The organism is Nocardia sp. NPDC023852 (genome assembly GCF_040639505.1).
Lineage (GTDB): Bacteria > Actinomycetota > Actinomycetes > Mycobacteriales > Mycobacteriaceae > Nocardia.
The window spans coordinates 289,833-314,648 of sequence record NZ_JBFAAB010000003.1; the positions used below are offsets into that span (position 1 = coordinate 289,833).

21 protein-coding genes and 1 pseudogene are annotated in these 24,816 nt (G+C 67.7%); 14 read left to right on the plus strand and 8 right to left on the minus strand.

Annotated elements, in window-relative coordinates; all coding sequences use genetic code 11:
- Positions 1-241 precede the first annotated feature (241 nt).
- Complete coding sequence (locus tag AB0H00_RS08920) at positions 242-961, plus strand: polyprenol monophosphomannose synthase (protein ID WP_357263134.1); 720 nt, start codon at positions 242-244, stop codon at positions 959-961.
- A 72-nt stretch (positions 962-1,033) separates the two neighbouring features.
- Here the strand turns inward: AB0H00_RS08920 and AB0H00_RS08925 are convergent, their stop codons facing one another.
- Both AB0H00_RS08925 and AB0H00_RS08930 read right to left on the minus strand, forming a co-directional pair.
- Positions 1,034-2,461, minus strand: coding sequence for an HAD-IB family hydrolase (locus AB0H00_RS08925; RefSeq protein WP_357263137.1), 1,428 nt, complete (start codon positions 2,459-2,461; stop codon positions 1,034-1,036).
- A gap of 41 nt (positions 2,462-2,502) precedes the next feature.
- Positions 2,503-4,968: a glycerol-3-phosphate 1-O-acyltransferase gene (locus tag AB0H00_RS08930; protein ID WP_357263140.1), complete on the minus strand. Its 2,466-nt coding sequence runs from the start codon at positions 4,966-4,968 to the stop codon at positions 2,503-2,505.
- A 100-nt stretch (positions 4,969-5,068) separates the two neighbouring features.
- Here AB0H00_RS08930 and AB0H00_RS08935 point away from each other — a divergent pair, with 100 nt between their 5' ends.
- Both AB0H00_RS08935 and AB0H00_RS08940 read left to right on the plus strand, forming a co-directional pair.
- Positions 5,069-5,836, plus strand: a complete 768-nt coding sequence (locus tag AB0H00_RS08935; RefSeq protein WP_357263142.1) for a DUF2127 domain-containing protein — start codon at positions 5,069-5,071, stop codon at positions 5,834-5,836.
- A gap of 98 nt (positions 5,837-5,934) precedes the next feature.
- Positions 5,935-7,245 (plus strand): salicylate synthase, encoded by a 1,311-nt coding sequence (locus AB0H00_RS08940; RefSeq protein ID WP_357263145.1) that lies wholly within the window; start codon positions 5,935-5,937, stop codon positions 7,243-7,245.
- Between the two features lie 69 nt (positions 7,246-7,314).
- Here the strand turns inward: AB0H00_RS08940 and AB0H00_RS08945 are convergent.
- Positions 7,315-8,009: pseudogene (locus tag AB0H00_RS08945) on the minus strand (AMP-binding protein); the annotation flags it as partial.
- A 125-nt stretch (positions 8,010-8,134) separates the two neighbouring features.
- Here AB0H00_RS08945 and AB0H00_RS08950 point away from each other — a divergent pair.
- The 5 genes from AB0H00_RS08950 (at position 8,135) to AB0H00_RS08970 (ending at position 13,542) form a co-directional block, all read left to right on the plus strand.
- Entirely contained in the window at positions 8,135-9,013 is an 879-nt protein-coding gene (locus AB0H00_RS08950) for an oxidoreductase (protein WP_357263147.1), read from the plus strand.
- 124 nt (positions 9,014-9,137) lie between these two features.
- The gene (locus tag AB0H00_RS08955; RefSeq protein WP_357263150.1) at positions 9,138-9,608 is read left to right on the plus strand and encodes a carboxymuconolactone decarboxylase family protein; all 471 of its coding nucleotides are present in this window, start codon (positions 9,138-9,140) and stop codon (positions 9,606-9,608) included.
- Between the two features lie 394 nt (positions 9,609-10,002).
- Positions 10,003-11,094, plus strand: coding sequence for a 3-deoxy-7-phosphoheptulonate synthase (locus AB0H00_RS08960; RefSeq protein WP_357263153.1), 1,092 nt, complete (start codon positions 10,003-10,005; stop codon positions 11,092-11,094).
- Between the two features lie 235 nt (positions 11,095-11,329).
- Positions 11,330-12,244: a sigma-70 family RNA polymerase sigma factor gene (locus AB0H00_RS08965; RefSeq protein ID WP_357263156.1), complete on the plus strand. Its 915-nt coding sequence runs from the start codon at positions 11,330-11,332 to the stop codon at positions 12,242-12,244.
- Positions 12,245-12,375: 131 nt separating this feature from the next.
- A complete protein-coding gene (locus AB0H00_RS08970) occupies positions 12,376-13,542 on the plus strand; it encodes a pyridoxal phosphate-dependent aminotransferase (protein ID WP_357263159.1) in 1,167 nt (388 codons plus the stop codon).
- A gap of 73 nt (positions 13,543-13,615) precedes the next feature.
- On the opposite strand, the gene AB0H00_RS08975 is transcribed toward AB0H00_RS08970, so the two are convergent.
- On the minus strand, positions 13,616-14,260 hold the full coding sequence (locus AB0H00_RS08975; protein WP_357263472.1) for a LysE family translocator: 645 nt from the start codon (positions 14,258-14,260) through the stop codon (positions 13,616-13,618).
- Between the two features lie 225 nt (positions 14,261-14,485).
- Here AB0H00_RS08975 and AB0H00_RS08980 point away from each other — a divergent pair, with 225 nt between their 5' ends.
- From AB0H00_RS08980 to AB0H00_RS08990, 3 genes are all read left to right on the plus strand, one after another.
- Positions 14,486-16,144, plus strand: a complete 1,659-nt coding sequence (locus AB0H00_RS08980) for a DNA repair helicase XPB (RefSeq protein WP_357263162.1) — start codon at positions 14,486-14,488, stop codon at positions 16,142-16,144.
- 41 nt (positions 16,145-16,185) lie between these two features.
- Positions 16,186-16,854, plus strand: a complete 669-nt coding sequence (locus AB0H00_RS08985; RefSeq protein ID WP_357263165.1) for a DUF3239 domain-containing protein — start codon at positions 16,186-16,188, stop codon at positions 16,852-16,854.
- 308 nt (positions 16,855-17,162) lie between these two features.
- Complete coding sequence (locus AB0H00_RS08990) at positions 17,163-18,569, plus strand: M1 family metallopeptidase (protein WP_357263168.1); 1,407 nt, start codon at positions 17,163-17,165, stop codon at positions 18,567-18,569.
- Positions 18,570-18,579: 10 nt separating this feature from the next.
- On the opposite strand, the gene AB0H00_RS08995 is transcribed toward AB0H00_RS08990, so the two are convergent.
- Positions 18,580-19,401, minus strand: coding sequence for a hypothetical protein (locus AB0H00_RS08995; protein WP_357263171.1), 822 nt, complete (start codon positions 19,399-19,401; stop codon positions 18,580-18,582).
- Between the two features lie 208 nt (positions 19,402-19,609).
- Between AB0H00_RS08995 and AB0H00_RS09000 the strand changes: the two genes are divergently transcribed.
- Entirely contained in the window at positions 19,610-20,140 is a 531-nt protein-coding gene (locus tag AB0H00_RS09000) for a hypothetical protein (RefSeq protein ID WP_357263174.1), read from the plus strand.
- Here AB0H00_RS09000 and AB0H00_RS09005 read toward each other — a convergent pair whose 3' ends face one another.
- Positions 20,141-22,438, minus strand: a complete 2,298-nt coding sequence (locus AB0H00_RS09005; RefSeq protein ID WP_357263177.1) for a helicase-associated domain-containing protein — start codon at positions 22,436-22,438, stop codon at positions 20,141-20,143.
- A 187-nt stretch (positions 22,439-22,625) separates the two neighbouring features.
- Here AB0H00_RS09005 and AB0H00_RS09010 point away from each other — a divergent pair, with 187 nt between their 5' ends.
- Positions 22,626-22,814: a hypothetical protein gene (locus AB0H00_RS09010; RefSeq protein WP_327112279.1), complete on the plus strand. Its 189-nt coding sequence runs from the start codon at positions 22,626-22,628 to the stop codon at positions 22,812-22,814.
- An 82-nt stretch (positions 22,815-22,896) separates the two neighbouring features.
- On the opposite strand, the gene AB0H00_RS09015 is transcribed toward AB0H00_RS09010, so the two are convergent.
- Together AB0H00_RS09015 and AB0H00_RS09020 are read right to left on the minus strand one after the other, a co-directional pair.
- Positions 22,897-23,526 carry a resuscitation-promoting factor Rpf1 domain-containing protein gene (locus AB0H00_RS09015; RefSeq protein WP_357263180.1) on the minus strand — a complete coding sequence of 210 codons (630 nt, stop codon included), beginning with the start codon at positions 23,524-23,526 and terminating at the stop codon, positions 22,897-22,899.
- Positions 23,527-23,933: 407 nt separating this feature from the next.
- A complete protein-coding gene (locus AB0H00_RS09020) occupies positions 23,934-24,176 on the minus strand; it encodes a hypothetical protein (RefSeq protein WP_357263183.1) in 243 nt (80 codons plus the stop codon).
- 197 nt (positions 24,177-24,373) lie between these two features.
- Here AB0H00_RS09020 and AB0H00_RS09025 point away from each other — a divergent pair, with 197 nt between their 5' ends.
- Positions 24,374-24,793 (plus strand): cold-shock protein, encoded by a 420-nt coding sequence (locus AB0H00_RS09025; RefSeq protein ID WP_357263475.1) that lies wholly within the window; start codon positions 24,374-24,376, stop codon positions 24,791-24,793.
- Positions 24,794-24,816 lie beyond the last annotated feature (23 nt).

The window sequence follows — 24,816 nt, forward strand, 5'->3', positions numbered from 1 at the left end:
GCGCTGAGGCGGTCTCGGCGGATGCTGTCGCCCCGCCGGGCCAGGGGCGCATGGGATGTTCCCCGGCGCGGTGAAGTTGATCTTGAGCCGCAGGTCGGCGCACCGAAGGGCGTCCCGCGCGGTGCAGCCGCTCAGCTCGCGGTCAGGTGCATCAAGTACGGTTCTCCAGAAATCAGACGAATGCTCGGTGGTCCTGGCGTGGGCTTCGAGCGGAAACCAGGATCAGCAGGGAGGGCGACCCTTGAGGGTTACCGTTGTTGTGCCGACCTACAACGAGCGGGAGAATCTGCCGGTTGCGGTGGAGCGGCTGACCGCGCTGCCGGTGCCCGACCTGCACGTGCTGGTGGTGGACGACAGTTCGCCGGACGGCACCGGCGAGGTGGCGGACAAGCTGGCCGTTGAGCTGCCGAACATGGTCGGCGTGCTGCACCGGACCGAGAAGGATGGGCTCGGGCGTGCGTACATCGCAGGTATCACTCGGGCGCTGGACGATGGCGCGGACGTGGTCATCCAGATGGACGCCGACCTGTCGCATCCAGCCGAGGTGATCCCGGCGATGCTGGAAAAGCTGCGAACCACGGACGCGGGCGTCGTGCTCGGCTCACGCTATGTGCCCGGCGGCTCGACCGCCGCCGATTGGAAGTGGTATCGCAAGGCGCTCTCGGCCTGGGCCAACTTCTACGTGAACCTGATCCTGCGCCTCGGCGTCAAGGACGCCACCGCGGGCTTCAAGGCGTGGAAGGCCGACACCCTGCGCGCCATCGATGTCGCCTCGATCCGCAGTAACGGATACTCCTTCCAGGTCGAGATGAACTACCGCACGATCAAGAAGAAGATCTCGATCGCGGAGGTCCCGATCCGGTTCGAGGAGCGCACCCTCGGTGCGTCCAAGATGAGCCTCAAGGTGCAGTTGGAGTCGGCGCTGATGCCATGGAAGCTCCTGTTCGGACGCGCGGTCTGAGCGCGCCGCCAGGGCCACGCATCCGCCGGGTCGGTGCCCCGGCCGTTTCGGGTGAGTGGATCTCCCTGGCGATCACTTCGGCCAATCCAGCAGCGTGTCGATGAACAGCTGCCGCACGCTCGCCACCTTGGCGTCCAGGTCGCCGGGATCCCATTCGCCGACATCGATGGGATCGAGGATCGCGACGTCCACGGTCCCGGGACGGGCGACCATCGCGTTGCGCCAACTGATCTCACCCGCATTGCGAATCACGACCGGGATCACCGGCACCCCGGCCTGGATCGCAATGTGGAACGCGCCCTTCTTGAAGGGGCCGACCTCAGGGGTGTAGGAGCGAGTTCCCTCGGGTGCCACCGCGATCGACAGCCCGCCGCGCAGGGTCTCCACCACCGGACGCAGTGCCGCCCTGGCTTGCGCGGTGTTCGACCGGTCGATGAACGTCACCCCCACGAACCGCATGAGCGGCCCGAACACCGGATTCTTGGTGAGCTCCTTCTTCCCGATGCCGGTCACGCCACCACCGAGCACCTCGGGAATGATGATGATGTCGAATTGGCTCTGATGATTGAACAGGAACACCGCGGGGCGTGGCGATTTCGCGTTCTCGGCGCCGGTCACCCGGATGTCGACGCCCGCGATGCGCAGTGTGTTGCCCGCCGCGTGCGCCATCAGCGCGTCAGCCATCTGCTGGCGGTCCTTGGTGGGCGATTTCGCCGCCACACCGAACAACGCGCCGCCGAACAGTCCGGCGAATGCCGCGGCGGTGCGGGCGTAGTCGCTCGCCCGCGGCTCGCGGCGCGGCCGGAACGACAACCGCGTCCAGTGCTGCCGGTCGGCGGTCTCGGCCAGCGGTCCTTCGGCATCGACCGCCACCGGATGACCGACCAATGACAACAACGGCAGGTCGGCGGCCCCGTGGGCGTAGGCGTAGCTGAGTGCGAGGTCCACCTCGTGAGCGGCGGCGAACTCGCGGAATGCTTCGGCTTTGCCATTGCGCCACAGCGTCTTCCCGTCGGGGTATCCGGTGAGAACGCCGTCACGGGCGGCCATCGGCGTGTACAGCACGTGCTCGATGCCGAGCTGCTCCGCCGTGGGCGTCACCTGGAACCGGGTCAGGGAGCTGACCAGCACAACCGTGTGGCCCGCAGCTCGGTGAGTGCGGATCAGCCGCCACGCTTCGGGATACAGGTGCCCATATACGGTGCGCTGGAACAGTTTCGTACCCAGCTGGTCCAGCTCCTGCTCGGACCTTCCTGCCAGCTCCTGCTCGAGGTGGTGGAGGTACCGGCGATACTCGCCGTCGGTCATACCGTTGCGGATACCCCCGACCAGCACGTTCGCGAGGTCACGGCGACGCAGTGGCCTGCGCACAGGTCGCCGCTGGTCGAACCCATCGACGATCGTGCCGCCGAAGTCGAAAACCGCGGCTACGGCGGGGCCCTGTGGCCCGGAGCGGATCGCGGAGATCGCGGCGTCGAGGTCGGCGCGCTCGTCGGTCATCGAACCTGCGTTTTCACCGCGGTGATGTCCGCGTCGAGTTCTCACCGAGCGTCCCTGTTGGACGGGTCCAGCGCGGCGGCCTGTGCGATCCGAGTTCCGATGATTCGCAGTCGCTCGGCGAACTCCCTCCTGCGGTCGACCGATTCCGCCCGGTGTGACACTGCGTCCTGCGCTGCGGTTTCCAGCAGGCCGTAGTTGTCGGCGAGCTTCAGTGCGCTGGTGAACAGCTCGGTGGAAACCGATTCCGGGCTGTGCAGCCGCTGCTGCAGCATCATCTGCTTGCCGACCGCCACGCATTCGGCGATGAATTCCTTACGGTCGATCTCGTCGCCCGCCTCGCGGGCGGCCAGCCGTTCGGCCACCACCAGTTGCGCGTCGATGAAGGAGCGCAGCACGCGGTGGGCCATCATGAATCCGGAGGCCGTGAGCTTGGCCAGGATGTCCGATCCGAGCGTGTCCTCGCGGTTGCGACTGTGCCACTCCGGGTCGACCAGCAGCATCTCCGTGACCATCTGCTCGGCGAACTCGGCCCGGTCGGGGAAGAAGAACTCGAACTTGAGCAGGTCGCGCAGCCGGAACGCCTCGTCCCATCCGGTGTTCAGCGCGTCGGTGTCGCCGCTCTCGACCGCGGCGAGGATGGACAGCTCCAGGATGGCGCGGTTGACGAACCAGTGCACGGCGCTGTTGCGGTAGAAAGCTGCCTCGAGGTGCGCTCCCGCTTCGATCGAGTACACCGGCTCGAGCCCGCCGCGGTACACCGTGACGACTTTGGCCAGCGAGAGCTGTTCCAGCACGACAGCGAGGCTCTGCTCGTCGCGTAGGGCGTCGAGCTCACCGTGCGGCAGATCACGCTTCTCGATGTAACCGAGCACCGGTGCCAGTACGGTGCGCACCTCGCCGAGGGTGAGCGCGCGCTCGTGCACGCCGAGCAGCGCGAGGGTGGCCAGTGCGTTGACCGTGACCGGGGTGACCGCGTTGATCCCGACCGCGACCTCGAAGGCCAGCCGCTGCACGGCTTTGCGCTCCAGCTCGGCGATCTCCGGCGGTTCACTGTCGACGGTCCCGGCCTCGGTGCGGCTCGACGGGATCGGTTCGGTCTGGTGCAGCGGGATGGTCAGCGGTGGGCTGGTGAGTGGATCGCCGTACGCGGCAAGACGATCACGGGCCGACAGCGGCTCACCGAACCGGACGTACACGTGCCCGGCCGAATGCTGCTGGCTGCGGATGTAGCGGGCCATCCAGGTCAGTCCCTCCGGCTTCTTCTTGCCGCCTGCCTGCTCGGTGACGATGGCGCCCAGTTCGTTGAGCCGCTCGTAGGTGATCGAGACCGGAACCAGCATCACGTCATCGATCCGGTTCGCACGCACCGCTGCGGCAAGGTAGTTCAGCAGGCCGTAGCGCGGTGGGCGCAGCTTGCCGGTGCGGGTACGGCCACCCTCCATGTACCACTCCAGGTTGAAGCGTTTGGCCAGCAAGTAGGCGAAATACTCCTCGACGACGGCCTTATAGACTTCGTCGTCGCCGAAACTGCGCCGGATGAACACCGTTCCGGTGCGCCGGGCGATCGGACCCATCGGCCAGAAGCTCAGGTTCGCGCCGCCGATCACGTGGTTCGGCGGAAAATCATTGCGGGCCAGCACGTCGCCGAGCACGAACGCGTCCACGTAGGAACGGTGCGACGGCAGGAACACCAGCGGGAAGCGGCGGTTGACATCGCGCAGCGCGGCCAGTCCGGACGGGTCGGAGTCCACCTTCCAGGTCGACGCGTGTACCGGCCGCATCGCCTGGGTGAACAGGTCCGAGACAAGCCTGCTCTGCGCGGCGACGAGCTCGTTGAGCCCCTTTTCCGCGCGGCGGTACACCTCGTGCGGGCTTGCCCCGATCTGGTCGGCGATCAGCTCGAGTCTGCGCAGGAAGTCGGGCGAGTCGAGGATCTCCTCGGCCACCAGCCGGGGCACCTTGTACCGGTCGCCGATGACGGTGCGCTCGGCACGCTCCAGTGCCACCACCGCCGCGCGCACGATGGCGCGGGCGAACGGCTCGGCGGTGCCCTTGGCGAGTAGCGCCGACGCCTCCGGGTTGTTCGCGCGCAGCTCACTGAGCAAGGCGGGTGCGCCGGTCAGGACGACGTGCCGCTCCGGCGACTTGGCACGCAGCCTGTGTTGCGCCAGCCGGTTGGGCTTGCGCGGGTTGGTCATCAGGGCAAGGTCGGCGAAGGTGATGCGCCGGACCCCGTTGCGCTCCGGCGGCAGCCACAGCACACGCACCGGGACCACAAGCGGATCGTCTCGCCTGCCGACCAGGCGGGTGGTGACCGCGCCCGCGTCCAGGTCGAGCTGGGTCACCGGCGCGTCGGTGCCGAACTCCTTGGTGATCCCGCCGTCGGCGAGCCACGCGCCGACCAGTTCGCGTTCCACCCCCGACGCCGCGTCGATCAGGGCCACTACCGATTGCGGTGTGGTCCCGTGCCGGGCTGTCGCGGGCAAACCGCCGCGGTGATCGATCATCGAAGTTCTTCCCTCCACAGGTGACGCTCCCCCTATTCAAGCCCGCCGGGTCGATTCCGCGCAGGCACTCGGCGCGGCGAGTTCGGTTTAGGCTGCGCACATGGACTGGGCGCTGCGTTCCTGTGGCTGGCACGGCCACTACACGTACGAGCCGGATGAGCAGGATTTGGCCGACCGGCTGCGGGTCGAGACAGTGGCCGGGGCGGCCTGGCGATGCCTGCGCTGCGGGACCTTTGTGCCTGGTGAGCCGGTCGGTTCCGGGCCCGCCGACCACGCGCCCGAGGTGCCGCGCGGGCGCCTGCTGCGCGATCGCTGGCTGATGCGCGCGCTCGCGATCGAGCGGATGTCGCGGGGACTGGTGCTGGTGGTCGCCGCGGTGGCGGTGCTGAAATTCCGGTCCTCGCGGCAGACGATGCGCGCCGCGTTCGACCAGGACCTGCCGCTGCTGCGCCCGTTCGCCGACCAGATCGGTTGGGATATCGACCAGTCGAGAATCGTGCATCTGATCGTTGAGGCGTTCTCGCTGTCGAACACGACTTTGCTGTGGACCGCGATCGGCATCTTCGGATACGCCGGATTGCAGATGGTCGAGGCGATCGGCTTGTGGCTGGTGCGGCGCTGGGGAGAGTACTTCGCCGTCGTCGCGACCAGCCTGTTCCTGCCTCTGGAGATCTATGAGTTGACCGAGAAGGTGACCGCACTACGGGTAGGCGCTCTGGTGGTCAATATCGCCGCCGTGGTCTGGCTGCTCTACAGCAAGCGACTGTTCGGACTGCGCGGCGGCGGCACGGCGTATCACGCCGAGCACAGCGCGGAGAGTGTGCTGAGCGTCGAGCGATCGGCACTGGCGGCGGGCACTGACCGATAGTTCGAGCCATGTTGTGCGCCTTGTGAACCACCTTGTCAGTGGCCAGGTAATGCTAACCTTACCTCCACAAATTAGGCCAGGATAACCTTGGAGGATCGTTGTCGACCACGGAGCGCTCGCGGGTTGAGTATGTGACCGATCCAGCGGCAGCGATGTCCCGGCTGGCGGGGGCCGATCGGTTCGGTGAGTACGTCATGTACGAGCGTCCGGGTGAATGGGTATTCGCCGCCGACCCGATCGGCAGTATCGAACTGGACGTGCAGGAGCTGCGGGTCACCTGGGCGGGACAGACCACCTCCGGTCGATGGGAGGGTAATCCAGCGGGCGTTATCGACCGTGCGCTCGGCACGCTTGCCTTGGAGGGCCGAAACACCTATGGCTGGATCGGATTCGAGTTCTGCGCATGGACCCTCGATGCCACGCGACACCTCGACCCCGGAACGTCGCTGGTGCGTTTGATGATTCCGCGTATCGAGGTGCGGGTCGGCGAATTCGGCGTGCGGGTCGCCGGCGCGACACCCGCCGAGACCGGCGACATCCACGATCTGATCGCGCAGTCGCAGAACACCGAACTCCCGCAAGCTCATATGGTCGACGTCCGCGTCGACCCGACCGGATACCGAGACCGCGTGGCCGAGGCGATCGGTGAGATCCGGGCAAGGCGGTATCAGAAGGTGATCCTGTCCAGGAAGGTCGATCTACCGTTCGCGGTCGACGTCCCGGCCACCTATCGACTCGGTCGCGCGTACAACACCCCGGCGCGGTCATTCCTGTTGCGGCTCGGCGGATTGGAGGCGGCGGGCTTCAGCCCCGAACTTGTCGCGTCCGTGGACGACGATCGCGTGGTGACCACCGAACCGTTGGCGGGCACCCGCGCCTTCGGCCGCGGCGACGCGGTCGACACGGCCGCGCGGGAAGATCTGATCACCGATCCGAAAGAGATTGTGGAGCACGCGATTTCTGTGCAGACCGCCCTCGCGGAGATCTCCGCCATCGCCGATCCCGGCACGCCCGTGGTGTCGGACTTCATGGCGGTGCGCGAGCGCGGAAGCGTGCAGCACCTCGCCTCCATCGTGCGCGGGCGGCTGGCCGCCGACCGGTCCAGCTGGGATGCGCTCGAGGCGCTGTTCCCGTCCGTCACCGCCTCTGGCATTCCCAAGCGTGCGGGTGTCGATTCGGTGTTCCGGCTCGATCACGACCCGCGTGACCTGTATTCCGGCGCGGTGGTGATTGTTTCGCCGACCGGTGCGCTGGAGGCGACACTCGTGCTGCGCGCGGTGTACCAGAACGCCGACGGCGCCTGGCTCCGCGCGGGCGCGGGCATCGTCGGTCAGTCACGGCCGGAACGGGAGTTCGAGGAGACCTGCGAAAAGCTCGACAGCATCGCGCCCTACGTCGTGCGGGCATAGGGCACAACAGGCAGCGCTCCGTGGCGCTCTGCCCGGCAGGTTTTCGTCAGAATGTAACCGATGGGGCGGTCAGCCCTCGGCCTGCAGCATTTTCTTGTCGACCTTGCCGACGGCGGTGACGGGGAGCTTATCGCTGCGGCGAAGCACGTCCGGCAGCTTGTAGGTGGCAAGTCCGCGGGCGGCGAGGAAGGTCTTGATCTCGGCAAGGGTGGGCATCTCGCCGTCGACAACGAGGACGGCGCAGACCTTTTCGCCGAGCGCGGCGTCGGGCAGGACGACGGCGGCGGCATGTCGGACCGCGGGATGGGCGAGCAGATACTCCTCGAGTTCGTCGCAGGAGATGTTCTCGCCGCCACGGTTGATCACGTCCTTGATCCGACCGGAGACCACGAGGTGATCACCGGGCAGGCGGCGGACCAAGTCGCGCTGCGGTAGTAGCCGTCCGGGGTGAACGCGCGGGCGTTGTGCTCGGGGGCGCGATAGTAGCCGCGGATCGTATACGGGCCCTTGGTGATCAACTCGCCCTCCGCGCCGGGCGCGACGTCGTTGCCGTCGGCGTCCACCACGCGAACCCCGTCGGCCGGCGACAGCGGCCTGCCCTGGGTGGTGGGCGGCAGCTCGACTGGGTCGTCCAGCCGGGTGTAGTTGAGCAGGCCCTCTGCCATCCCGACCACCTGCTGCACTGTGGCGCCGAGCGCGGGCGCCACCTCCTTGGCATTGATCTCCGCCAGGCAGGCCCCGCCTACCTGGAGCCGGCACAGCGACCGCGGTCCGGGGCACATCGCGCGGGTGACTGGGGCATCGGCCGCACCGTGATCCGGACGCGACGCGATTCTCGCTCAGACGCAGCGCCGCGGATCCTCGGCCGACCCGGATTAGACTTCCCACTATGAGCAGGTGGGATACCTCGAATCTGTCCGACCAGGCCGGACGGATGTTCATCGTCACCGGGGCCAACAGCGGTTTGGGGGCCGTGACGGTGCGTGCGCTGGCCACGGCAGGGGCCGATGTCGTGCTCGCCTGCCGGAACGTGGCCAAGGGGGAAGCGGTGGCCGCGGAACTGGGGGAGCGGGTTCGGGTGCGAAAGCTGGATCTGGCCGATCTGGCCTCGGTGCGCGAGTTCGCCGAGGGCGCCGACCGCGCCGACGTGCTGATCAACAACGCCGGCGTGATGGCGCTACCCGAGTCACGCACCGCCGATGGTTTCGAAATGCAGATCGGGACTAACCATCTCGGCCACTTCGCGCTGACCGGCCTGCTGCTGGACAAGGTCTCCGACCGAATCGTCACGGTCTCCAGCTGGGCGCACCAGATGGGAAAGATCGACCTGGACGATCTCAACTGGGAGCGGCGCAGATACCAGCGCTGGGCCGCCTATGCGCAGGCCAAGCTGGCCAACCTGATGTTCGCGCGTGAGCTGCAGCGCAGGCTGACCGCCGCAGGTGCGGCAAAGCTGTCGGTCGCCGCCCACCCTGGCTACGCCGCGACCGAACTGCAGTCGCACACCGAGTCGTTCCAGGACAAGGTGATGTGGCTGGGCAACCGGCTGCTCGCACAGAGCGCCGCGATGGGCGCGCTGCCGACGCTGTACGCCGCGACCGCCGACATCCAGCCGGGCGGCTACTACGGCCCGACCGGGCTGGGCGGCACGCGCGGATATCCGGGCCCGTCCGGTTCCTCGAAGGAGTCCAGGGACGAAAAGGTCGCGGGCGAGCTGTGGGAACTGTCGGAAAAGCTGACCGGCGTCACCTACGACTTCACGAAGTAACCGTTCGGCCGGAATCTCGGCCGCTCAGCGCAGTGATCCAGTTCACAAACTGGGATTGTCACACTTCGCGGCGCCGGGTCGTCCTCTTTGTGAACCCCAACGGGAACGACAAAGGACGGACATCATGGAATCCCGCATCAACCTCTTCGCCAACCCCGTCGCCGGCAGCTTCGTCAAGCGACTCACCATGGCCTCAAAGGTGGTCACCGACTCCACCCTGCCCGCCGCCACTTACGAACTCGTGAAGATCCGCGCCAGCCAGATCAACGGCTGTGGCTACTGCACCGATATGCACACCAAGGACGCCGCGCATGCGGGCGAGACCTCCGTGCGGCTCAACCTGATCGCCGCCTGGCGTGAGGCAACCGTCTTCACCGAGGCCGAGCGGGCCGCGCTGGCGCTCACCGAAGAGGCCACCCGGATCGGCGACGGCCGCGCCGTCAGCGACGAGGTATGGCAGGAGGTGCGCAAGCACTACGACGAGGACCAGCTCGCCGCACTCATCGCCGCCATCGCGATGATCAACGCCTGGAACCGGATGAATGTCATCGCGCGCACCCCGGCGGGAGATTACGTGCCCGGCCAGTGGGGCTGAGCTTGTCGGCATCGCCTCGAGCGCCGCTGCACAAAAAACAGCAACCACAGTGGCCCGACCCCCGCTTCCGAGCGCAGCGAGATCATGCATTGCCCGTTCGCGGCCCGGCTCGTGTCCGAGCGGCCGATCGTCCGCGACGAAGTCGCCAGCGCCGGTCGCTCTCGGACACGAGCCAGAAGGGGGCCGCGAACACGCGTCGTCCGCCCGGCCGATGACACGGTCTGGTACTGTGCCGAGCGTGCAGTGCGTGTATTTCTGGTTTAGCAAGCCGGCCCTGGGTGGGCTGGTCTGCAGCAACCACATGCGCTGACGACACTCCACCCCGAGCCGGACGATGGACCGGCTCTACGGGTTTCACGTCCGTGGGTCGGCCCCGAGAAAAGGACCCACGACTATGACAACCGCAGCCGATGTCGACGCGCGGCATTCCGATCTGGATGATCAACGCACCCTGAGTGTCAGCCCGCTGCGCTCGCCTGCGGAGGTGCGTCGAGTGCACCCGATCACCGATGCCCTCGCGGACACCGTTCGCGCGGGGCGCAAGGCCACCGTCGACGTGCTGAACGGTGTCGACGACCGCCTCATGGTGATCGTCGGTCCCTGCTCGGTGCACGACCCCGCAGCCGCGCTCGACTACGCGCGCCGTCTGACGGCTCTCGCCGCTGAGTTCGACGACCGGTTGCACGTGGTGATGCGGGTCTACTTCGAGAAGCCGCGCACTACGCTGGGCTGGAAGGGCCTGATCAACGACCCTCATCTGAACGGCTCCTTCGACGTCAATACCGGGCTGGGCTTCGGCCGCAAGCTGCTGGTCGACATCACCGCGCTCGGGCTGCCGGTGGCCTGTGAGTTCCTGGATCCGATCACCCCGCAGTACATCGCGGATCTGGTGTCCTACGGCGCGATCGGCGCCCGTACCGCGGCCAGCCAGGTGCACCGCCAGCTCAGCAGCGCGCTGTCGATGCCAGTCGGCATCAAGAACGGTACCGACGGCGACGTCCAGGTGGCGGTGGACGGCGTGCGCGCCGCGGCAGCCAGCCATGTGTTCCCCGGCACCGACCTCGACGGGCGCTCCGCGCTGATCCGTACCGCCGGCAACCCGGACTGCCACGTGATCCTGCGCGGCGGCAGTACCGGCCCGAACTACGACGCGGCTTCGGTCGCCGAGGCGTGCATCCGGCTGGACCGGTCGGCGCTGCCGCAGCGGGTGGTGGTCGACGCCAGCCACGGTAACAGCAACAAGGACCACAACAAGCAGGTCGACGTGGTCACCGATATCGCGGAGCGGCTGGCGGCGGGCAAGCCCGGCGTGGTCGGCGTGATGCTGGAGAGCTTCCTGGTCGCGGGTCGGCAGGATCTCACGCTCGGCCACGCCGACGAGCTGACCTACGGTCAGTCCATCACCGACGCATGTCTGGACTGGGAGACCACCGCCCATCAGATGGAGCGGCTGGCCGATGCGGTGCGGCGGCGGCGCGAGCGCTGACCTCGTCCGACGAACGGCCCGATACTCCTCCTCTGACCCAGTCGGATGAGTCGTACCAGTGCAGGTCGCTGCCCCGGCTCGCGTTCGCGCGGCCGCCGCATCCACGACGAAGTCGCAAGCGGTGGTCGCACAAAACGCGAGCCGAGAGGGGCCGTGAATACGCCGCGCCGCAGGCGCGGCAAATCGGTGATACCGCGCGCGAACGTGCCTCCGTCGGACCGTAGACTGCGCGGTGATGGTTGCCGCGCTGCTTTCCGACCTGTTCGAATCACATCGGGCGCATTTGCTCTCGGTCGCCTATCGACTGACGGGCAGCGTCAGCGACGCCGAAGACGCCGTCCAGGAGAGCTGGCTGCGCCTGGCCGGTGCGCGTCAGTCCGAGATCGAGGATCTGCGGGCCTGGCTGACCACTGTGGTGAGCCGCATCTGCCTGGACCGTTTGCGCAGCGCGGCCGCCCGCAGGGAAAACTACGTGGGGCAGTGGCTGCCGGAACCTGTGGTCACCGCGCGCACACCATCGAGTGCACCGGACCCGCTGGAGTCCGTGGTCCGCAAGCAGGAGTGCCGGTTCGCCGCGCTGGTCGTGCTGGACAGCCTCACGCCGCCGCAGCGGGTGGCCTTCGTGCTGCACGATGGGCTTTCGGTGCCGTTCGATGAGATCTCCGATATTCTCGGCATCTCAGCCGACGCCGCACGGCAGCTCGCGGTGCGTGCCCGCAAGGCGGTGGCGCACACGCCCGCACCGGTACCGGACGCCGAGCACGAGGCCGCGGTGCACCGCTTCCTCACCGCACTGAGCACCGGTGACGTGCACGCGGTTACCGCCGTGCTGCACCCGGAATCGGTGATGATCGGCGACGCCAACGGCACTACTGCCACCGCCGTGAACATTCTGAACGGCTCGGAAAGGATCGCCCGCTTCTTCCTGGGGCTGGTACGCAAGTACGGGCTGAACGAGGATCCGGCGCCCATCTACGAATTCGCCTCGGTCAACGGGCAGCTCGGCCTCGTCGTCGCCGGGCGTCCTGCCGAAGAGGGTCGGGCGGGTTATCCCACCCGGATCATGGGCTTCACCGTGCGGGATGGATTGGTCTGGGGTACTTATGATCTCGCGAATCCCGCCAAGCTGGGTGGGGTGCGGCTCGGTTGAGCCCGTCAGACGCCCGGTTGGCTCGCGCTGGGGAAACGCACGAATATGCAGGTAGATCCTGATTTCGAGGTGAAGTATAGATATTAGCTATCTGACGGCAACAATGCTGGCCGCTGGGATAATCTCCGAACATGCCCTCGCAGCCCCCGACTGTTGCCCGCTTGCGGCCCTTCGCCTCCACGATCTTCGCCGAAATGACCGAGCTCGCCATTCGCCATGACGCGGTCAATCTGGGCCAGGGGTTTCCCGATACCGATGGGCCTGCGGGCATGCTCGAAGTGGCCCGCCGTGCCATCGCCGACGGACTCAACCAGTACCCGCCCGGGCGCGGCATGCCGGTCTTGCGCAAGGCCATCGCCGACGACCGGGCTCGTCGCTACGGGACGGAGTACGACCACGACTCCGAGGTGCTGGTGACCGTCGGTGCGACAGAGGCGATCAGCGCCGCGGTGCTCGGACTGGTCGAGCCCGGCCAGGAGGTCGTACTGATCGAGCCGTATTACGACTCCTACGCGGCCGCGGTCGCTCTCGCCGGTGCGCGCCGGCGCACGGCCAGGCTGGTCGCCGATGGTGACCGGTTCGTACTCGACTTGGACAGCCTGCGCGCCGCGATCACCCCGGCGACCCGCATGCTCGTCGTCAACTCGCCGCACAACCCTACCGGCACGGTGCTCGGGCGCGCCGATCTGCAGGCAATCGCCGACATCGCTTGCGAGCGCGACATTCTGGTGCTCACGGACGAAGTCTACGAGCACCTTGTCTACGACGGCGCCGAGCACATCAGCCTGGCGACACTGCCCGGTATGGCCGAGCGGACGATCGTGGCGTCCAGTGCGGCAAAGACTTTCAGCGTCACCGGATGGAAGACCGGATGGGCATGCGGCCCCGCCGATCTGATCGACGGCGTGCTGGCGGCCAAACAGTTTCTGACCTTTGTTGCGGGCGGACCGTTTCAGCCGGCTGTCGCCCACGCGATCAACCATGAGCGGGCTTGGGTCGACAATCTGCGTAACACCTTGTCCGAGAGGCGTATCCGCCTCTCCTCCGCACTCGCTGATACCGGGCTGGACGTGAAGGCCAGCGCGGGGGGCTATTTCGTATGTGCCGACATCACGCCCATCGGAGCCCCCGACGGTCTGGCGTTCTGCCGGGAGCTGCCGAAGCGGCTCGGCGTCGCGGCGGTCCCCGTCATCGCGTTCGCCGACGACACAGCCGCGTGGAAGCATCTGGTGCGTTTCACCTTCTGCAAGCGCGACGAGACGCTGGACGAAGGGGTGCGCCGTCTCCGGCTCGGCTGACCTCGCGTGACGAGGCGGCACAAGGCTGTCGCAATCGCGAGAGGTCTCGCCATCGTGTGCCGCTCGTCACGGGTCAGGCGGGGGTGGGGCGGGCACGGTCGGTGGCGAGGAGCACGGCGATGGCGCCGAGCATGGTTCCCATGAGGTAGCGCTGGGCGCGCAGCCAGAGCGGGCGGCCGGTGAGGAAGGTGGCCAGGCCGCCCGCGCCGAGGACGATCAGGCCGTTCACGGTGAGCGCCACCGCGATCTGCACCGCTCCCAGGCACAGGCTTTGTAGCCACACCCTGCCGTGCTCCGGCGTGACGAACTGCGGGATCAACGCCATGTACATGATCGCGATCTTGGGGTTCAGCAGATTGGTGAGCAACCCCATACCGAACAGTCGTCGCACCGGGTCGGCGGGCAGCGCTGCGGGCGCGAACACCGAAACACCGCCCGGTCGCACTGCCTGCCACGCAAGCCACCCCAGATAGGCGGCACCCGCCAGCTTCACGCCCAGATAGAGCCCTGGCACTACCGCGAACACCGCCGTGATCCCCGCGGTCGCCGCCGCGAGATACACTCCGAATCCGACCGCCACCCCACCCAATGACACCAATCCCGCCCGCCGCCCCTGCGACACCGTGCGCGACACCAGATACATCATGTTCGGGCCCGGCGTCAGCACCATCCCCAACGCCGCCGCCGCAACCCCCATCACCGCCGCCATCTCGATCATCCCCCGATCGTCACCCTCCGATCCCGCGGTGTCGCGGTCCAGTCGGCGGTTGCTGGCCACGGCCTTTTTGGGGGCGGCCCGCGCAGGCTGCGGGAAGAGACCGAGGCCTTCCGGCGTTGCACACGGACGCTGCCGAATCCGCTCATGGCGGAGAATGGCCGGTTACCTGCGGTGTTGTCGGTGGGGTCGGGGAGAATGGGCGGCGAGCCGATACGAGGAGGGGCTGTGACCGACGGTCCACTGATTGTGCAGAGTGACAAAACGCTGCTGCTGGAGGTCGACCACGAGTTGGCCGATGCGGCGCGGCAGGCCATCGCGCCGTTCGCCGAGTTGGAGCGGGCGCCGGAGCATGTCCATACCTACCGAGTGACGCCGCTGGCGCTGTGGAACGCGCGGGCGGCGGGGCACGACGCCGAGCAGGTCGTGGACGCGCTGGTCAGTTTTTCCAGGTACGCGGTGCCGCAACCGTTGCTGGTCGATGTCGTGGACACGATGGCCCGATACGGCAGGTTGCAGCTGATCAAGCATCCCGCGCACGGCCTGACGCTGGTCAGCCTGGATCGCGCGGTGCTGGAGGAGGTGCTCCGGCACAAGAAGATCGCGCCGATGTTCGGCGCGCGCATCGATGACGACACGGTGGTGGTGCACCCGTCCGAGCGCGGTCGGATCAAGCAGATGCTGCTGAAGATCGGCTGGCCCGCCGAAGACCTCGCGGGTTACGTCGACGGCGAGGCACATGAGATCGAACTCGACTACACCGACGACAAGTGGCACCTGCGCGACTACCAGGAGATGGCCGCCGACTCGTTCTGGGCGGGCGGCTCCGGCGTGGTGGTGCTGCCCTGCGGCGCGGGCAAGACGATGGTCGGCGCGGCGGCCATGGCGAAGGCGAAGGCGACCACGCTGATCCTGGTCACCAACACGGTGGCGGGCAGGCAGTGGCGGCGCGAACTGCTCGCGCGCACCTCGTTGACCGAAGAAGAGATCGGCGAGTACTCCGGCGAACGCAAGGAGATCCGCCCGGTCACCATCGCCACCTATCAGGTGATCACCCGCCGCACCAAGGGCGAGTACAAGCACCTGGAACTCTTCGACAGCCGTGACTGGGGCCTGGTCATCTACGACGAGGTGCATCTGCTGCCCGCCCCGGTCTTCCGGATGACCGCAGACCTGCAGTCCCGCCGCCGCCTCGGCCTGACCGCGACCCTGGTGCGCGAGGACGGCCGCGAGGGCGACGTGTTCTCGCTGATCGGCCCGAAGCGCTACGACGCGCCGTGGAAGGACATCGAGGCCCAGGGCTGGATCGCCCCCGCCGAGTGCATCGAGGTCAGGGTCACGCTCACCGACGCCGAGCGGATGGCCTACGCGACCGCCGAACCAGAGGAGCGTTACAAGCTCTGCTCCACGGCGCACACGAAAATCGCTGTGGTGGAATCGATCCTTGCTCAGCACCAGGACGCGCCGAGCCTGGTCATCGGCGCCTACCTGGAGCAGCTGGAGGAGCTGGGTGCCGCGCTCGACGCTCCGGTGATCCAGGGTTCGACGAAAACAAAAGACCGCGAAGAACTCTTCGACGCATTCCGGCGCGGTGAGATTCCGGTGCTCGTGGTGAGCAAGGTCGCGAACTTCTCCATCGATTTGCCGGAGGCGTCGGTGGCCGTGCAGGTCTCGGGCACCTTCGGCTCGCGGCAGGAGGAGGCGCAGCGCCTCGGCCGGCTGCTGCGCCCGAAGCAGGATGGCGGTCAGGCTCATTTCTACTCGGTGGTCGCGCGCGACACCCTCGACGCCGAATACGCCGCGCACCGTCAGCGTTTTCTCGCCGAACAGGGGTATGCCTACCGCATCACGGATGCCGACGACTTGCTCGGTCCGGCGCTCGGATAAGTGGAGGCAATTCCTCCGAAAGCTGTGCTAGGAATAGGGACGTGCGACGCTTCGAATTCCCGGTGGACCGCGGGCATGCCCACGCGGTCAACGAAGTCTTCGCGGACTTGCGTCGACTGCGCATCATGGCGATCACCGCCGCGATCATCGCGGCGACCGGAACGGCCTACTTGATCTGGCTGGACCATCCTTGGGCGTATCTACTCGCGGTCGCCTTCGCGCTCGGCGCGGTGACCGCGTTGTGGGTGGCGTTGTGGACGCCGAGGCATTCCAGCATCGACAAGCTCTACGCCGATGGCGAACTCGTCCCCGCGGTGATCTCCGAGCGCCACCCCTCCGGGGTGGTGCTGCTTGCCTTGGTCGATGTGTCCAAGCCGGAGGAGACCGGTCCGCGCTACGCCCTGGTGACCAGGAAGGTCCGCGCACTACCCGGCCACGAGACCACGGCGGGGGAGCGGGTGCCCTCGGTGGCTGTGCGCACCGACTGGGCGCCGCGCCAGGTCGGCGAGCGCTGGCAGTCGGTGAGCGCCATGCCGATCGCTTGGGGCACGAAGGACGGCACGGTCATCGACCGCGCCCGTGCCGCCATCAGCGAGGTCGAGTGGCGGCTACTCACCGACAACCTCGCGCTGGCCGAGAAGGTGCGCCGCACCACGACCAAACGACTGCTGCTCGATCCGCACCAGCTGCCCGGCGAACTCGGCTCCTGAATCCGGCCGCGAACTCCGGATTTCGAGCTGCGTGTGCACATAGACTCCGAAGAAGGCTCGGCGTCCGACTCTGCGGTGCTGCGGCAGAGCGTCATCGCGATCGTCTCCGGCAGAACCTGAGCCCTGCGACCGGCCTCTGTCAGGTCTTGGTTCGCGCGGTCGCCCGGCGGGCTGGAAGGCGGCAGGGACGCGTGCTGATCCTCGGTGCAGGCGCGTCGGCGGCGCTCACCGGTAGCGGCGACTGAAGCGGCTACCATCCAGCGAGTCGGTACATCGGTACCGAGAGGGGCGGAGAGGGTGGTTGTCGAATGAGGTTGTCCGGCCGGATGTGCGCCGCGGTCGCGGGTGTGGCCGTCGCGGCGCTGTCGGTGCCCGCGAGTGCCGATCCGCCCGCCGACCCGCTGGTCGGCTCCCCCGGACTCGGCGACCCGTACTACCCGCTGGACGGAAACGGCGGCTATGACGTCGGCCATTACGACGTCAGCATCGACTACGATCCGCCGAGCCGCCAGCTCACCGGGACCACCCGGATCGAGGCGACCGCCACCCAGGCTCTGCGCATGTTCAACCTGGACTTCGCGGGGCCGGACGTGCGCATGGTCTCGGTGAACCACCTGCCCGCCGCGTTCGTCCGTGACGGCGCACACGAACTGACGGTGACCCCACTGCTCCCGCTGCTACCCGGCCTGCCGTTCACCGTCACCGTCGACTACTCAGGTCCCGCGGTGAACACCGAGGGCGCGGGCTGGACCTTCGCCCCCAGCGGAGGCGCTTTCGTCGCAGGTGAACCCCACTCGGCGACAACCTGGTATCCGCTCAACGACACCCCGCTCGACAAGGCCACCTTCGCGCTGCATACCACCGTCCCCGCGGAGTGGGAGGTGGTGTCCAACGGTGTGCGGACCGATGACATCGTGCGGGGCGGCAAGCGGACCGTCGGGTGGGCAACGACCAAACCGGTGCTCGGCTATCTGACCACGGTCGCGATCGACAAGTTCAGCTACCTCGAACAACGTCGGCCCGATGGCACCCCGCTGATCAGCGCGTTCGCGTCGGACGCGGAGGGCAAGCGGGAGACCGAGCAGCGTCTGCCGGAGATCCTCGACTTCACCGAAACCCTCTACGGCCCGTACCCATTCGAGGCGGCGGGCGGCATCTACCTGGATGCCGACATCCGGTTCTCGTTGGAGACCCAGACCCGCCCGATCTACGCGCCGTGGACCGATCTGCAAACCGTAGTTCACGAGATCACGCACCAGTGGTGGGGCGATGCGGTGTCGGTGCGCCACTGGTCGGACATCTGCCTCAACGAGTGCTTCGCCAGCTACACCGCCGAGTACCTGTGGCCGGAGCGGATGGAGGGCAAGAACGTCGACGACGACTACCGCGAGACCGTCCAGAAGTACCGCGACAAATCCAGATTCTGGGACATTCCGCTGGAAAACCCTGGCGCGGGACAAGAATTCACCTCCGTCTACTACCGCGGCCCGCTGTTCCTGCACGCCCTGCGCAAGCAGATCGGCGACGAGGTGTTCTTCGCGGCCGCCCGTGACTTCCTCGCGGCGCACGCGTACGGCAACGCATCGATGCCGGAGTTCCGCGCGTTCGTACAGTCCAGGGCATCGACGGACCTGACGGGCTTTTTCGACGCGTGGTTGAACCGCACCGAACCACCTCCGGAGGCATACCTTTTCCCGGGAACCCTCCGGGGCTGAGCCGCGCAGGCTATTCGCCGTCGAGGCGCTGACGAGCCCGTTCCGCCCGGCGTTCGGCCCGGTCCAGGTGGCGTTGGGCACTGTGCAACTGGTCCCTCGCCGACCGCTCGGCTGTCCTGCTGAACTGCCGCTGCTCTTCGGCGTGTGTCAGTTCGGCCGTCAACGTGGCGATTCGGGATTCGACGCCGGACAGCCGCTTATGCGCTTCGTCGACCTCGCCCTGCGCTGAATCCCTTGCCGCGCGGGCGGATTCGAGCGCCTCCAACGCCTCCTCCAGCTCCCCGCGCGCGGTGTCCTCGGCCTCCGGCCTCGGCGCGGCCCGCTTGGTGGATGCGGGCACGGCGACCAGATTCGGTCTGCTCGGCCCGAAGCCATCGTAGGTCGCCGCGGTGGCTAGCGTTCCGGCGCGCACTCGCTCTGCCACCGTCGGCTCGGCCAGCGCCGCCGTCAAGGTCTGCCCGACCTCGCGCAGCACACCCTCGCCGACCGGGTGGCCGTGCTCGGCGGCCAGTGCGCCCGCCTTCTTGGCCAGCGCGTTGACCAGTTGCTGCCGCTGCGTAGTCAGGTCGCGAAGCTGATCGGCGGACAGTTCTCGCTGCGCTGCGGCCAGTGCCGCGCCGAGTCGCAGCAGCGCGTCCACGTCGCGGGGCGCTTCGCGGGCCAGCAGGTTCGCCGTCCACGCGGACACGGTGGGTTTGCGCAGCTTGCCGACCGCGGCCGCGAGCTCCTTGTCGCCCGCCCGCTTGGCGGCTTCGACGCGGGCGGTGCGCGCCGCGACGAACTCCGCGGGTGCCACCCCATACAGCTCGCCTGCGACGTCCTCGACCGTCATACCGACCAAGCGTAACGACTCGGTCACACGGAGCGTAGAACCCACGGATCACACGATGGTCCCTCTCATGGGTCACTACGGCCTGCGCATGGAGCGAAGCAGGCCGCGCTCGGTGTCACCCGCCGAGCTGATGCGGCCGCAATGATCCTGCGGGTATCCTCACCGCGTTCACGAGTCCGTGAACGTGTTCGGTGAGAGAGGTTTTCAGGTGAAGTTTCCAGGAGCGCGGCTGCTGGCACGGATTGTGCTCGCCCTCGTCGCGGTGGCCGCGGTGGTGGCCGCGGTGGCCGGCTGTTCGTTGATCGAGGACTCGAGCAAGTCGGACACTGCCAAGGCGAAGGTCGGCGACTGCATCAACGTCATCGAGAGTTCCGCTGTCGATTCCAAGACCGAGCCGGTCGACTGCTCATCGGACAAGGCCGTGTACAAAGTCGCGCAGTCCTTCGACAAGAAGACCGAGTGCGCCGCCGACTACACCTCCTACGAGGAGACCCTCAGCGGTGGAACCACCGCGTTCCTGTGCCTCGCGCCGAACTTCAAGGAAGGCAACTGCTACAACGAGAGCAGCGCGACTGGATACAAGCACGTGGAGTGCGGTTCGTCAGAAGCGACCTTCCGCGTTCTGAAGCGGATCGAGGGCAAGGCCGACGAACTGCTGTGTGGTGCGGACGCCGACGGCTTCCGCCTCATCGAGACGGACCCCAAGGTCACTTTCTGCACGGGCAAGCCGAAGGCCTGATCACTCCAGCAGGGCAACCGACGCGATCCGGTGCAGCGTGAAGTGCCGGACCGCGCCGGTCACCGGGTCCAGCGCGTCCAGCTGCCCATTGCCTACTTTCAACGGCTCCACCACCCGCTGCGTGGCGACTCCTTGGGCGTCCACGTAGCCGATGTTCACCGACCGCCGCACCCGCGCCGCCAGCTGAAGCAGGGCGAGGGTCGCGGCGGTATTGGTGCGGGTGCCATCCGGGCGCACCGCTTGGCCGGCGCGGGCGCTGGCGGCGCGTTCGCCGGCGCGCAGTTCCGCGACGAGCAACTCCAGCTGTTCGGCGCTCGGCGGCGTCGGCCGATATGGCTGCCTGGCGCCCGGCCGCGCCGAGATCCGGGCGCCGCGGGGTCGAAGGTCGACGATCGCGCCCGTCGAATCCTCACCCGCTGGTGCGAAGCCGGCGGCTCGCAACTGTTCCAGTAGCTCGCCGAGCGGCGCATGGGCGATGGCGACGGTCGGGGCGATGGTTCGCAGCGCCAGCGCGCTCGCCACGGGCGCGGAAAGCACCTGGGCGAGTAGCGCCGGGTCGTCGCTCCGGATGAAGGACTGGGCCATGCCTGCCCGTAGCTGACCGTGCCGCCTGGCCACGTCGTCGATCAGATAGGTCAGCGCCTGTGGGATCGGCGTCCTGGAATGCTTCGCGAACAAGCTGTGCAGTTCGGCGGCGGTCAGTCCGACATCGAGTGCGCGGCGCACCGAGGACTCGCTGAGCCGGTACACCGTTGCCGCACCAGCGGATTCGACGTCGGCGACGAGGGCGATCCGGTGCTGTAGGTCCGTGGTCAGTGGGCCGGGCGCGATCACCGTCAGGTCCGCCTGGACCAGCACGTGGTCGACCGGTTCTGGCAGTGCCGCCTCCATCTCGGCCTCGGCGTCGGCCGCACTGGTCGCCGCGCCGTGCAGCAGCGCCCGCGCCGGTGAGCCGAGTGCACCGCGGCCGACGAAGCCGACCGCGGCCGCCTCGGCCAGCGTCTGCTCGACAACTTCCGGCCGGAAGTGCCTGCGTCGGCGCGGCTGCCGCCAGGCAAGCACCCGGCCGATGTCGGCCGGGTCGAGCGCGGTGCCCGACGAGCACTCCGTGAGCAAGTCGAGAATCGCCCGCCGGTCGCGGGGTGCGTGCGGGGTGCGCAGCTCCAGCGATAGGGCCGCCAACGGTTTGTCATTGGCGTCGCGCATGCCGATCATCCACGGCATCCGGTCCAAGTCGAGCCAGGCAATCGCGAGCGCGACCCAGCGCCGTGCGGGCGGTGCCGCCAGCCAGGCGTCGACCGCGGGGGTGGGTGCCCAGAAGTCGTCGGTCGAATCGAATTCCGGTGGTGGCTCCGGCACACCTTTTTCGAGGAGTTTGGCCGCCGCCAGCAGCTCGACCAGCAAACCGGCCCTCGGCTCCTCGACGCCGATCTGCTTGGCGATGCGGCGCAGCTCCCGTACGCCGAGCCCGCCCGCCCGCAGAGCAGGGGCGGGGGCTTGGCCGAGTACATCGAGAACTGCGGCGCAGTGCCGCAGTAGCTCGCCTACCTCGCCTGCCGCGACCGCGTTGACCTCGGCAGGCGTGTATTTGGCCGGGCACGGCTCCGGTGGGGTCAGCGCATGCGGGTGGGTGACCAGTTCCCGGCGCAGCACCTGGCCGACCGTGACTGGAAGCTCGACGGTCTCGTCATCGATCCAGTGCAGCAGCCTGAGCGCCAGTAGGCGCTGGATGGGACGGTCGGCCGGGGTGCCCGGCGCAGCGTCCCTGGTGCGTCCACGCGGTCCCGTCGCGGCCAGCTTGTCCAGCAGGGCACGTTCGGGGGGTGTGAGCTCTGGAAGAGCGGCGATCACCTCCGGCTCGGTGAGCGCGTCGGGGAGTTCGGTCGCGCCGCCGATCGGCCACGGCAGCGCCTCGGCCGCCGCCGGAATCACGTGCAGCTCGTCGTCGTCGGTCCAGACGAGGGCCCGAGCGGTCAAGTGCTCCAGCGCGTCATCGATCGCGGTCGACGCCACCCGTCCGCTCAGCCGCACGTGCAGTTCGTCGCGGCGCAGCGGCGGGCGGTCCCGGTCGGTGTGCTTCACGCCATGCACCACGAGGATTTCCAGGATGGCGAATTCCAGCGTGTCCAAGTCCTCGGTGGCGCGCAGCACCGACGCGCGCTGTTCGGCGCGGGTGGCCAGCACCGCCATCGACGAAGGCAGCGGCACAGCCAGGTCGGGCCGAAGTTGCAGCAGCGTCACCAGCTGGGTATCACTGCGGGCGCCGAGCCATCCGGCAAGGGAGTCGGTCGCGGTCATCTCATCCACCCTACGATGCTGGGGCCGGGTGATCGGATCCCTCATGCAACAACTTATTTCGCGAGAACATGGGTAACTCGGCGGGTACCCACGAAACCCAGCTGACCACCAACAGTCAGCCCGCAACGATACTCGTCACGCACTGACGACCGGCAAGAAACGGGAAGAGGCAGGTTAGCATGGGGCCGTGGTGAACAAATCGAAGAAACCCTATGTCGACAACGGCTGGCCGAAGGTCGACGACGGCGACCACGCGGTCACCGAGCTCTCGTCGGCCCGCTCCGGTGGTCTCTCGCCGTACGGCGAGGACACCGAATTTCCGGTGCCCGCCGATCAGCTGCCCTACATGCACCCGAACACGGTGATCAACCGCTGACCGCGCGTAGGGTGATTCCTCGGAAAAGAAGAAGGGCCCCGCATCCTCGTTGATGCGGGGCCCTTCTTCGTTGGTGTAACGATCAGGAAGGGATCAGACCCTTGTTCGCCTCGTAGAAGTTCACGATCGCCGGGTCGAGCATGACTCCGCTCGCCTTGGCGGCGTTGACGAAGTCGAGGGCTTCCTTGGGCACCTGCACGCCCTGGCCCTGCACGACCTCGAGGGCGCGGTCGACGGCCGAGTAGACCTGTTGGGAGCTGACCTCCGGCGCGGACTGGGCGGCCTGCGGCGCGGGATTCCAGCGCGGGGTCTCGGTGGTGGCGGGAGCGGTGCGCTGGGTGGGTGCGCCGCTCAGGCCCAGCGAGGACGAGCAGGAGGGCCAAGCGCCCCAACCCTGCGAGGCGAGCACCTTTTCGGCGACGGCGATCTGTTGTTCGCGGCTGGCCTGGTTGGCGGTGGCGGCGTACTCCTGGCCACCGTGGGCACGCCAGGTGCTTGGAGAGAACTGCAGCCCGCCCTGGAAACCGTTGCCCGTGTTGATGCCCCAGTTGCCGCCGGCCTCGCACTGTGCGAGTCGATCCCACTCGGAGTCGGGTGCCGCGCTGGCGTTGCCTGCGAGTGCCACACCGGCGGTGCCGATCATGGCCCCGGTGACGGCAACCTTGGCTACCGTGCGGCCGGTCGAGCTTGGCTTGCGATGGCGTCCACTCATATCGGGTTCGTCTTCCTCTCGACGCACCTGCGAGGCTTCGGCTCCGGGTTCGGACTGAGAGGTCGTCCGTTCCGCCCTCGCCCCTACATTTCCGTCGGGGTCCGGTACCCGCGGGGCGAGGTTCGGTGCGGCGGGCCGGTTGTAGCCGGTTGTCCCGGCTGGATAAGACCGTACGTCGATCCCAGCGAAAAATCACTATTTGGTAACCGGCGTGTACGGACGGGTCTCGGCACGGTATCGATCGGGGTAGCACGGCTTACGTGCAGCTAGAGAGGCCGTCGTCGCTCCGATGGGCCTCCGTCACCGCTTTGTGACCTACTCGTAATGTGACGAGGATCACATAGCCGCGTGGGTAACGATCGCTTGGGTAATCAGGTCGCGAGCCAACGCGAGGTAAAGCCTCCGCTTCAGCGTGATCTCCGACCTGAACGCAACGCGAACACGAGCGCGACCACGAAGCCAAGTGGCGCGAGCAGCGCCCCGAAGTAGAGCCAAAGACCCGGTTCACCGTCGGTGAGCGCCGGCGTCAGAAAGATGGCGACTATTGCCAGCAACCCCAGCGCGAACAGGCAGAGGGCGAGTCGGAGCAACCAATCCCCGGATCTGCGCGGCACGCCGCCGGAGGGGGTCGGAGCGGAGGGGTTCGTCACCGCTCGACCGTAAAACTGATGTGCTTGCGTTATACGCACCGGGGTAGACTTGTCACAACCGCGTCCCGCATCATGCTGGGCGCGTTCTTTTCGCACAGAGAAAGGACCGGTCGCGGCGCCGCCGCAGGACAGGTCCGGTAGACGGATGCGCTCGGGCCGACGGGGTCCGAGCTTTCGATGATGAACGGGTGAGCGCAGTGCCGACCGGCAGGGTTAAGTGGTACGACGTCGAAAAGGGCTTCGGCTTCCTTTCCCAGGACGAGGGTGAGGACGTCTACGTCCGCTCGTCCGCGCTGCCGCAGGGCGTCGAGGGCCTCAAGCCCGGGCAGCGAGTCGAGTTCGGCATGGCCGCAGGCCGCCGAGGCCCCCAGGCTCTGAGCCTGAAGCTGCTCGAGGCGCCGCCCTCGATCCGGCATGGCCAGGAACGCAACGCGCGCAAGGAACCCGCTGCCCGCAGGCACACTCCGGACGAGCTGCACGGGATGGTCGAGGACATGATCACCCTGCTCGAGGCGACGGTGCAGCCCGATCTGCGCAAGGGCAAGTACCCCGACCGCAAGACCGCGCAACGCATCTCGGAGGTCGTCCGAGCGGTCGCACGCGAACTCGATCACTGAACTGTCGATAGGTGGTCCGACCC